This is a genomic window from Gracilibacillus pellucidus, from assembly GCF_033949965.1.
Classification (GTDB): Bacteria; Bacillota; Bacilli; order Bacillales; family Amphibacillaceae; genus Gracilibacillus; species Gracilibacillus pellucidus.
Genome location: NZ_JAWZSR010000001.1, coordinates 328464 through 340498 on the forward strand (window position 1 = coordinate 328464; position 12035 = coordinate 340498).

The 12035-nt window shown below is 37.8% G+C and carries 6 protein-coding genes; 5 read left to right on the forward strand and 1 reads right to left on the reverse strand.

Annotation, left to right across the window (positions count from 1 at the left end):
- Complete coding sequence (locus SH601_RS01510; protein ID WP_319956456.1) at positions 1–3228, reverse strand: DEAD/DEAH box helicase; 3228 nt, start codon at positions 3226–3228, stop codon at positions 1–3.
- Positions 3229–3383: 155 nt separating this feature from the next.
- Between SH601_RS01510 and SH601_RS01515 the strand changes: the two genes are divergently transcribed.
- The 5 genes from SH601_RS01515 to bshB2 all read left to right on the forward strand — a co-directional run bounded on the left by SH601_RS01515 (position 3384) and on the right by bshB2 (position 11917).
- Complete coding sequence (locus SH601_RS01515; protein ID WP_319956457.1) at positions 3384–4961, forward strand: peptide chain release factor 3; 1578 nt, start codon at positions 3384–3386, stop codon at positions 4959–4961.
- Positions 4962–5803: 842 nt separating this feature from the next.
- Positions 5804–7792 (forward strand): excinuclease ABC subunit UvrB, encoded by a 1989-nt coding sequence (gene uvrB / locus SH601_RS01520; protein ID WP_319956835.1) that lies wholly within the window; start codon positions 5804–5806, stop codon positions 7790–7792.
- 5 nt (positions 7793–7797) lie between these two features.
- Positions 7798–10653: an excinuclease ABC subunit UvrA gene (gene uvrA / locus SH601_RS01525; protein WP_319956458.1), complete on the forward strand. Its 2856-nt coding sequence runs from the start codon at positions 7798–7800 to the stop codon at positions 10651–10653.
- Between the two features lie 236 nt (positions 10654–10889).
- Positions 10890–11240, forward strand: a complete 351-nt coding sequence (locus SH601_RS01530) for a YojF family protein (RefSeq protein ID WP_319956459.1) — start codon at positions 10890–10892, stop codon at positions 11238–11240.
- Between the two features lie 20 nt (positions 11241–11260).
- Complete coding sequence (gene bshB2 / locus SH601_RS01535) at positions 11261–11917, forward strand: bacillithiol biosynthesis deacetylase BshB2 (protein ID WP_319956460.1); 657 nt, start codon at positions 11261–11263, stop codon at positions 11915–11917.
- Positions 11918–12035 lie beyond the last annotated feature (118 nt).

Here is a 12035-nt window from a genome sequence, read left to right on the forward strand (position 1 = left end):
TTAGCTCTCTTGTTTTTCGTTAAATTGCAGTAATTCACGAATTTCTGCTTCTGATAGTTTAGATAATAACGTTTCGCCAGGCTGGATGATTTGATCGACTAGTTCACGCTTTTTCTGTTGTAACGTATATATTTTTTCTTCTATCGTTCCCTCTGTAATAAAACGAATAACTTGAACGACATTTTTCTGACCGATACGGTGTGCTCTTCCAGTTGCTTGTTCTTCAACAGCAGGATTCCACCATAGGTCATATAGTATAACGGTATCTGCTCCAGTTAAGTTCAGACCAGTTCCACCGGCTTTTAAGGATATGAGGAAAAATCCTTTTTCTCCTTCGTTAAATGCTTCCACCATGTTCATTCGTTCTTGTGATGGGGTAGATCCATCTAGATAAAATACCTCCTGGCCATTTGCTTCAAGTGCATCTCGAATGATTTCCAACATGCTAGAAAACTGAGAGAAAATTAATGTTCGTTTACCGCTGGCTTCTAATTCTGCAGTTAAATTCATGAGCTGATTTAATTTGCCAGACTCTCCTGAATAATTTTCTAAGAAGAGGCTAGGATGGCAGCAGATCTGTCTTAATCGCGTAAGTCCTGCTAAAATTTGTAGCTTACCACGGTCAAAACCTTTTGTTTCGATCGTTTCGTCAAGCTCATGTTGAATTCGTTGTAAGTAACCAATATAGACTTCTTTCTGATCTTTTGTTAGTTCAGAATATCGGACAGATTCGATTTTGTCTGGTAGCTCTTCTAATACATCTTTTTTGACCCGACGTAAAATGAATGGCCGTGTGATTTTCGAGACATAATCTGTTTCTAAGTTACTGAATGCTTTTTTACTACCAAATAAACCAGGTGAAATAGTGTAAAAGATCGACCATAATTCATCTAAGGCATTTTCGATAGGTGTTCCACTTAAGCCAAAAAATTGCTTGGCTTGTAGTGATCTTACGGCTTTAGCTGTTAAAGTTAAATGGTTTTTAATAGCTTGTGCTTCATCAAGAATAATACAATCAAACAAATGATCTTCATAAAGTTCCTGATCTTTTCGTAATGTCGGATAAGAAGTAATGAATATATTCGCATCCTTATGTTCTTCTAACAAATCGCGACGTTCTTGCTTTGGTCCGATAATAACACATGATGAAAGTGTTGGAGCGAATTTTTCAATTTCTTTTTTCCAATTGTATAAAAGCGATGCGGGTGCAATAACAAGTGCTTGGTAGTTTTCAGTTTTTTCATTTGCTTCAGAAAGCAGGTAACTAATTGTCTGTAATGTTTTTCCTAATCCCATATCATCCGCTAAAATACCGCCTAAGTGATAATGGGATAGTGCCTTCATCCACTGGAAACCTGTGAGTTGATAATCGCGAACATCTGCCTGTAACTCTTGTGGCAGTTCAAACTGTAGCTTTTCTGGATGCTTTAACTCTTCCAGCATTTGTTGGAACGACTCACTATAGCGAAAGTCGGTTTTGTTTAATGCTTCTTCTACTTGAAAACTACGAGCAGCAGGGATTGAAATTTTTCCGTCTTCCATTTGTTTTTTCGATAAGTCTAACGTTGTTTGTAGCCGTTGGAAAGAGGAGAAATCATCTGTTTCCAAGTGAATAAGCGCTCCATTTGGAATACGGTAATATCTTTTCTTTTCAATCAATGCTTGCAAGATATGAGAGACATCCTCATCCGAAATACCCTCCATATCAAAGGAAATATCTAGCATTCCTACTGATGGTTGATAGTCGACATTAGATTGTAGCTTAATCTGCTCGATACCTTCTAACATACGTTTGACACTGCTCGATAAATAGACATCGGCGTTTTCTTCTAATACATAGACACCTTCATGAATAAACGAGTAGATCGCAGCATCATTAAACAAATAGAAAGATTGATTCATTTCAATAAATGCTTCGTCACGCAGCTGTTGTAAAATCTTATATTCAGCATGTGTCTCTCGTTTGACGATCTTTTCGCCTGTTTCTTGTTCGTTAAATGGTGTGAAAATAGAAGTACCATAATGGTATTCAACTTCGGCTTTTAGTGCACCTTCTATTTCATCGACATATATTTTGGTTTGTAATGGAGATGTGTTTATTTGTTGTTCCATTTTTTCTGTCATATTCAATTGACCAACTTGTTCAAACTGTGGCATGACATTTTTAACAAACAACTCCATTTCATTAGGGGAAATTGCTTGTTTTTTCTTGTTTTGAAGTGGCACGACACGGAACAATTTGTCTAGAATACTTTTTTGTTGATAACTAATTTTGTAAAAATGGTGTTCATGAATGACATATCGATAGCTATCAAGAAAATAGTAATCAGATAAATCGGTCATTTCTAATGTATAATTGTTCGATGATTGATAATCAATTTGGAATTGTAACTGGTTATCCATTTCACTTACATTAATCGATTGATACTCTTTGTTGGTCACATGACGGAATGTGTAATTCATCTCCACTAGTTGCTCTAATAATTGATCAATTAAGCTAGGAGGAATGTACATGCTTCTTGGCTGATCTAGTTTCAATACATAGCTATTACCAAAAAGGCGCTCCTGCTCGTAACAAGTTAGTAGCATTTCGATCATATGACGGTCTCGTGTAGAAAAATAGTGAATAGATGGATCGAATGTAAAGCTTTGATTAACTTTATATGATTCCATACTATTGAGCGCTTTTAAAAATCCACGAATATCACGAATCACATAGGCTCGTTTATCACCAATTTTCATTTCAATGCTTAGTGCGTACTGCGCGTTTTTATTTGCTTTTGTTAAAGATAGTACATACTCCGTCTGGACAGGCTGTGGCGACTCATTCCACTCACGTTTATCCCTGAATGTGTGTATTAATTGCTTGGCGAACAGATCCGTATCCTGTGTTGGAGCTTGAGTAGTCGTTTGATCGACAGCGAATTTTCTGCGATTAGATTGTGCATCCTTAGTAATAGCTAATAATACAGCAGCGACATGTTTACACGTATCATGTGTTTCGTAAGCCGGACAGTTGCATGTCGCGTTGATTTTTAGGTCATCAGTAAATTTGATTCGAACAGTATAGATTTTGGAACCTTTTACAAGTCCACGCCATGAATTAGATTCTGGGTTGTAGGAAAGTCCGTATACTTTTCCTGATACGTAATATTGATAGCCTCTATTATAAAAACGTTCACCTGTTAGCTGGCGAATTGATTGTTCTGTCATTTGTAATTGCTGCAAATTGATCCCATCCTTATATTAAAGAATCCATCATTATATTATATCAGATTCTGAAATTGATGCCATCTTGTTGATGTTTTTATTTTCAGTATGAACGATAAGTGGTAAAATAGATTACGCTAACAGGAACGTAAACTAGAAAGTAGGTAACAGAAATGGGATTACAAGAAGAAGTGAAAAAAAGAAAGACGTTTGCCATCATTTCTCACCCCGATGCAGGGAAAACGACAATGACGGAAAAATTATTGCTGTTCGGTAATTTAATTCGTTCAGCAGGTACAGTTAAAGGGAAAAAATCAGGTAAATATGCTACGTCAGATTGGATGGAAATTGAGAAGCAACGTGGGATTTCTGTAACATCTAGTGTGATGAACTTTGATTATAAAGGCCATAAGGTCAACATTTTAGATACACCAGGTCACGAAGATTTTAGTGAGGATACGTACCGAACATTGACAGCGGTGGATAGTGTTGTCATGATTATTGATGCGACAAAAGGTATTGAGGCACAAACGATTAAATTGTTTAAAGTATGTAAAATGAGAGGGATTCCGATCTTTACATTTATTAATAAGTTAGACCGTGAAGGCCGAGAACCATTAGCATTATTAGATCAAATCGAAGAAGTGTTAGATATCGAGACATACCCGATGAATTGGCCAGTTGGTATGGGGAAACGCTTTTTAGGTATTTTAGATCGATATAATGATCAATTTGTTAAGTTTAATGGTAATGAGGAAGAAACATATATCCCAATGGCAGAAATAGATCAAGATGATATCGCTAATGATCCTACTTATCAAGATACGGTAGAGGAGATGGAATTATTAAATGAAGCTGGTGATCAATTCTCGCTTGATCGTGTTTTAGCGGGAGAACAGACGCCTGTATTCTTTGGTAGTGCATTAGCTCCATTCGGTGTGCAAACCTTCTTCGATACGTTTATTGATATGGCACCTGCTCCAGGGCCTCGTCGTACGGAAGAGGAAGTCATTAGTCCTGATTATCCTGATTTTTCAGGGTTTATTTTCAAAATTCAAGCGAATATGAATCCACAACACCGTGATCGCATTGCCTTTTTACGTGTTTGTTCTGGTAAGTTTGAGCGAGGAATGAATGTGACACTAGCTCGGACTGGTAAAACGATTCGTCTTGGTCAGACGCAACAATTCGTTGCTTCTTCACGTGGTACAGTAGAAGAAGCATATGCTGGTGATATTATCGGTGTTTATGATCCAGGTTCTTATCGCATTGGTGATACCTTAATAGAAGGTAAGAAAACATTTGAATATGATGAATTACCACAGTTCCCACCAGAAATGTTCCAACGAGTAATGGCGAAAAATGTAATGAAAGCGAAGCAGTTTAGAAAAGGAATCGAGCAACTTGTTCAGGAAGGTGCCATCCAATTATTCCGTGGTTACCCGACTGACTCGATGATTATTGGTGCGGTTGGTCATCTACAATATGAAGTATTTCAGCATCGTATGAGGAATGAGTATAATGTAGAAATCATACTTGAATCGATTGGCGATAGAATTCCTCGATGGTTGAAAAAAGACCAAGTGGATCCAGCTTTATTTGATGAGCGAAACTTATTAGTAAAAGACAGAGAAGACGAATTCCTCGTCCTTTTCAAAAATGATTTTGCATTAAGATGGTTCATTGATAAACACCCTGAAGTTGACTTAATCGATCTATACGAAGTAAATCAATATGACCAAACAACTTAATAAAAGAAATGAAGCCACAGCTGAAGATAGCTGTGGCTTTTTTGATGGGGAAGAAAGTACGATGTCTAAAAACGAGAATTTCCGTTTAGTTAGCTTTCTCCTATTCTGATGATGATAAGCGCTGGCATGAGCTCCGACAAAACACTACGCTTTCACCCTTTGGGCACAAGCGCAACATCTACTCAAGCAAAGAACGCTTTTGTAGTGTTTTCTATGCCGCGGGTACGGCTTCAGCTAACTTTGGGAAGAAGACCACTTCCCAAAGTGGATCTTCAGCTCGTACTGTTCCCGCTGGAGTCTTCGTGTTTTGTCTCCGCTATATGATGTGTTCTACTATTTGTGAGTAGAAATACGATGATTCACTTCCGAAAGAAATGCGCTAAGTCAAAGGACATAAAAATTTTAAGCATTACTCTTTCTTTCAATAGAGAATATAACCAAAGCGAAGGCAGAATGCGCAGACTCCTGCAGAAAAAGCGCAGTCTGAAAATCCACTTTTCAACCGTTCTTGTTGAAAAGTTAGTTGAAGACAAGCCTGCGGAAAGCAAGCGTTCTGCCGTAGCGATTGCCTACCACTCACTAAAAATAGAATGGGTGAGCGCATTTCACGGAGTATCAAATATGGAGTAACGTCAACTCTCGCTTTTAGACTTCGTAATTGTCAGTTCTTCTTCGTTATAGGGGAGGTATAATGATTGATTCATTGTGAAAGTTCGTATCTTTTTATCATTCTGGTGGCTTCGGTTATAATGTAAAAAGAAAACAATAAACAAAACGAATATTTGTTCGCTTTTGATTTAGATATAGTGTATACTAGTAAGTGAAAAGAGAACGGAGGTATGATGGTGGAAGAGCAAACTTTTTCATTGCAAGCACCTTATGAGCCACAAGGAGATCAGCCTAAGGCAATTAAGGAGCTTGTTACAGGTATAGAGAAAAATAAACGTCACCAGACCTTATTAGGTGCAACTGGTACAGGTAAGACATTTACTATCAGTAATGTTGTCAAAGAGGTTAACAAACCAACGTTAGTGATCGCACATAATAAGACATTGGCAGGACAACTCTACAGTGAATTTAAAGAATTTTTCCCGGATAATGCTGTTGAGTATTTTGTTAGTTATTATGATTACTATCAACCAGAAGCATATGTACCATCAACAGATACATTTATTGAAAAGGATGCTAGCATAAATGATGAGATTGATAAATTGCGACACTCCGCAACATCTGCTCTTTTTGAACGAAAAGATGTATTAATTGTTGCAAGTGTATCTTGTATTTACGGCCTAGGTTCACCAGAAGAATATCGAAGCCAAGTATTATCTTTACGAGTAGGTATGGAAAAAGATCGTGATGAATTACTTAGAGAGCTGGTTGATATTCAGTATGCGCGTAATGATATAGATTTTCAGCGTGGAACATTCCGAGTTCGTGGTGATTCTGTTGAGATTATTCCTGCATCAAGAGAAGAACATTGCGTCCGTGTTGAATTTTTCGGTGATGAAATTGATCGGATACGTGAAGTGGATGCATTAACAGGTGAAATCATTGGAGATCGTGAACATATTGCTATTTTCCCAGCATCACACTTCGTAACACGTGAAGAGAAGTTAAAGCTTGCGATGGAAAATATTAAAGCTGAATTAAATGAACAACTTGCAAAATTTCGTGAAGAAGATAAATTATTAGAAGCACAACGCATAGAGCAACGAACAAATTATGATTTGGAAATGATGGAGGAGATGGGTTTTTGTTCAGGCATTGAAAATTATTCTCGTCACCTTACATTAAGGGAAGCCGGTTCGACACCATATACATTACTAGATTATTTTCCAGATGATTCACTAATTGTTATCGATGAGTCTCACGTTACATTGCCGCAAATACGTGGTATGTATAATGGTGACCAAGCCCGTAAACAAGTACTAGTGGATCACGGCTTTCGGTTACCATCTGCATTAGATAACAGACCACTTACTTTTGATGAATTTGAGCAAAAAGCTGGGCAACTTGTCTATGTATCTGCAACACCTGGTCCATATGAGTTGGAGCATACACCGGAAATGACCGAGCAAATTATTCGTCCAACAGGCTTACTAGATCCAGAAGTTGAGATTCGCCCAATCGATGGACAAGTAGACGATTTAATCGGTGAAATTAATCAACGAATGGAAAAAAATGAACGTGTGTTAGTCACGACGCTTACGAAAAAAATGTCGGAAGATTTAACGGATTATTTAAAAGAAGTTGGGCTCAAGGTTGCCTATTTGCATTCTGAGATTAAAACGTTAGAACGAATCGAAATTATTCGTGATTTACGTGTAGGCAAATATGATGTATTAGTCGGCATTAACCTTTTACGTGAAGGACTTGATATCCCAGAGGTATCATTAGTTACCATTTTAGATGCTGATAAAGAAGGATTCCTACGTTCAGAACGTTCCTTAATTCAAACAATGGGACGAGCAGCCCGGAATGAACATGGTAAGGTAATTATGTATGCTGATAAAATAACGGATTCAATGCAAACTGCTATAGATGAAACCTATCGTCGTCGTGAAAAACAACAAGCTTACAATGAAGAACATGGAATTGTGCCACAAACAATTAATAAAGGTGTTCGTGATGTAATCCGTGCGACAACTGCGGCTGAAGATGAGGCGCCATACGAAACAGAAGCAAAACAAGTAAACGAAATGACGAAGAAAGAGAAACAAGAACTTATCGAGAAGATGGAAAACGAAATGAAACAAGCGGCACGGGATTTAGATTTCGAACGGGCAGCAGAGCTTCGTGACCTTGTTTTAGAATTGAAAGCAGAAGGGTGAAATAAATGGCTAAAAAATCCATTTCCGTAAAAGGAGCACGTGCACATAATTTAAAAGATGTATCAATTGATATACCAAAGGATAAATTAGTAGTCTTAACTGGTTTGTCGGGTTCTGGTAAATCATCATTAGCTTTTGATACGATTTATGCAGAAGGACAACGACGCTATGTGGAGTCGCTATCGGCATATGCTCGTCAGTTTTTAGGACAAATGGACAAGCCTGATGTTGATTCAATTGAAGGATTGTCTCCAGCTATTTCGATTGACCAAAAAACAACAAGTCGTAACCCACGTTCAACAGTAGCTACGGTAACAGAAATTTATGACTATATGCGTTTATTATATGCGAGAATTGGTCACCCATATTGTCCAGAACATGGAGTAGAGATTACTTCGCAAACGGTCGAGCAAATGGTAGATCGCATTATGGAATATCCAGAACGAACAAAATTACAAATTCTTGCACCGATTATCTCTGGTCGAAAAGGGACACATGCGAAAGTGTTAGAGGATTTGCAAAAAGAAGGATATATTCGTTTACGTATTGATGGAGAAATGCGCGAAATCAGTGACGATATTCAATTAGATAAAAATAAAAAACATTCCATTGACGTAGTAATTGACCGTATAGTTGTAAAAGATGGTGTTGCTGGTCGTTTATCTGATTCATTAGAAACAGCTTTAAAACTAGGCGATGGGAAAGTGGTTGTCGACATTATTGGGGAGGAAGAATTATTATTTAGCGAAAATCATGCATGTCCAATTTGTGGTTTTTCTATTGATGAATTAGAGCCAAGACTATTTTCGTTTAACAGTCCATGGGGAGCATGTAAAACATGTGATGGGCTTGGTTCCCAGTTAGAAGTCGATGTAGACCTTGTGATACCAAATAAAGAATTAACGCTTAACCAAGGAGCAATTGCTGCATGGGAACCTACTAGTTCACAATATTATCCGCAACTACTGAAATGTGTTTGTGACCACTATGACATTGATATGGATACTCCTGTAAGCAAACTCCCTAAAAAGCAGATGGATAAAATTTTGAATGGTAGTGGTAAAGAAAAAATTCATTTTCGCCATGAGAATGACTATGGTGTCGTTCGTGAAAATGATATTTATTTTGAAGGTGTATTAAATAATGTTTCGCGTCGTTATCATGAAACATCATCTGATTTCGTTCGTGAACAAATGGAAAAATATATGACGACGAAACCTTGTCCAACATGTGATGGCTACCGTTTAAATAAACAAGCGTTAGCAGTTAAAATAAATGGTATGCACATTGGTGAGGCAACAGCTTTATCTGTTACAGATGCACATCAATTCTTCACAACATTACCATTATCAGAAAAAGACCAGCAAGTTGCGCAATTAATTATTAATGAATTGGATGACCGTCTCACCTTTTTGAGAAATGTCGGGTTAGATTACTTAACATTAGCTCGTGCTGCTGGTACGTTATCTGGTGGAGAAGCACAACGAATTCGTCTTGCAACACAGATTGGTTCTGCTTTAACAGGTGTACTATATGTACTTGACGAGCCATCAATTGGGTTGCATCAACGCGATAATGATCGATTAATTCAAACGTTAGAGCGGATGCGTGATTTAGGCAATACATTGATTGTAGTTGAGCATGATGAAGATACAATGTTAGCAGCTGACTATTTGATCGATATAGGACCTGGTGCAGGTGAGCATGGTGGAGAAGTAATTGCACAAGGAACACCGAAACAAGTAATGAAAAAGAAAAAATCATTAACTGGTCAGTACTTAGCAGGAGATAAGTTTATTCCAGTACCAGCTGAGCGGAAAAAAGCGGACGAGCGTTTCCTTGAAATACTCGGAGCGGAAGAGAATAACTTGAAAAATGTTGATGCGAAGCTTCCAATTGGTCTGTTTACCGCAGTGACGGGTGTATCAGGATCGGGTAAAAGTTCTTTAATTAATGAAATATTACACAAAAGTCTGTCAGCTAAACTACATCGTGGTAAGCAGAAGCCTGGAAAACACAAAGAGATTAAAGGAATTGACCATGTAGAAAAAGTAATTGATATTGATCAATCACCAATCGGTAGAACACCACGTTCAAACCCTGCGACATATACTGGTGCGTTTGATGATATACGTGATGTGTTTGCTCGAACTAATGAAGCTAAAATTCGCGGCTATAAGAAAGGTCGTTTTAGTTTTAATGTAAAAGGTGGTCGCTGTGAAGCATGTCGAGGCGATGGTATTATTAAGATTGAGATGCACTTTTTGCCGGATGTATATGTGCCTTGTGAAGTATGTGAAGGTAAACGTTATAATCGAGAAACATTAGAAGTGAAGTACAAAGGAAAAAATATTGCGGATGTTCTTGATATGACGATTGAAGAAGCGATGAAATTCTTTGAAAACATCCCGAAAATTAAACGTAAGTTAGAAACAATCTATGATGTAGGATTGGGTTATGTTAGACTCGGACAACCAGCAACTACCCTTTCTGGTGGAGAAGCACAACGAGTTAAGCTAGCAAGTGAATTACATCGTCGTTCTAATGGTAAGTCTGTTTATATTTTGGATGAACCGACAACTGGTTTACACATCGATGATATTTCTCGTTTGCTAGCGGTGATTCAGCGCCTTGTTGATAATGGTGATACCGTTATTGTAATCGAGCATAATTTAGATGTGATTAAAGCAGCAGATTATATTGTTGACCTCGGACCTGAAGGAGGAGACGGTGGAGGAACTATTGTCGCAACCGGAACCCCTGAAGAAGTCGCAGAAGTTGAAGCATCACATACAGGAAGATATTTAAAACCAATTCTACAACGAGATAAAGCACGAATGGAAACGAAAATAGGAAGTTAAAAAAGTGACTGTCCGATTTGGGCAGTCATCTTTTTCGTGAATCCAATAAATAGGTAAACCGACTCGGAATCTGTTTATTTACAAAAAGACAGAGGAACAAGTACGAAAGTGTAGATAAAGTATTTATTAAGTTAAAAAATGTGTGGAAATATTGTACGATTCGCAAACAAGAACTTCTCTGCAGACTATGATAAAATAGAAAAGCAGAATGTAGGAAGAGGAGGAGTCCATTTTCTATGGAACCAATTGAAATTAGTCAATTACAACAACATATTGATCGTTTTGCTAATAAAGAAGTATATGTTCATTTGGAAACAACTAATGGGGCATATGCAAGTCATAATAATCAAGAGGCTTATAATGTAGGTGCCTTTATTCGTAACGCGAAAGTTATTTATCAACGTGGACAAGTAGTAGGGGCAGGTACAACTTATCGTGTCGGATTAAAATTAGACATTGGCTGGATTTATGCTGAGGGTGTGAACCAGTTCGAATTAGTTGGAGACACAGGTGTTTTAATGGCTGGTCATGACCGTGAAGGTAGATTAATGGTAGCCTTACAAATTAGTGAAACACCATTTGAGTAATAGGAAAGAGGGGATTTATCGTGTCAGAACATGTAGTTGTTATTTATCCACATCCAGATGATGAAGCATTTGGAGCAGCAGGAACGATTGCAACTTTTCGAGAAAAAGGAATACCTGTAACGTACTTATGTGGTACGTTAGGGGAAATGGGGCGTAATATGGGGAACCCTACTTTTGCGACGAGAGAAACGTTGCCAAACATTAGAAAAGAAGAGTTAATCAAAGCGTGTGAAGTATTAGATATGAATCTAGAGATGCTTGGTTACCGTGATAAAACATTGGAATTTGAATCAACAGAGGAAGTTGCTAAGCACCTTTTCTCTTATTTAGATGAAATCAAACCGTCATTAGTGATTACACATTATCCGAAATATGCTGTTCACCCTGACCATGATGCATTCGGAGCAGCCGCGATCAGAGCGGTGGAGATGATGGCGGAAGAGGAACGTCCAACCGTATGGGCACAGGCTTTTAGTCGAGATCATCTGGAAATGCTTGGTGAGCCCGATATTCAAAATGATGTGACAGATGTGTTTACGACAAAATTCAAATCTATTCTTGCTCACAAATCGCAAGCTGATGGGATGTTGTCAACTGTTCGCAATGAAGCAGAGGATTTAGAAGAAGCTGCTAAAGTCATTTTTGGTAAAGAAACATTTTACACGTGGAAATTCTAATCTTCGTTCATCGTATGAAGCATTGTGTAGTATACTAAGTTTATCATGGTGTATGAGTCCATCATTTTACTGCTTCAAGTTTAACAAGAAAGCTGAGTAAATAATAAATGCCTGCAAA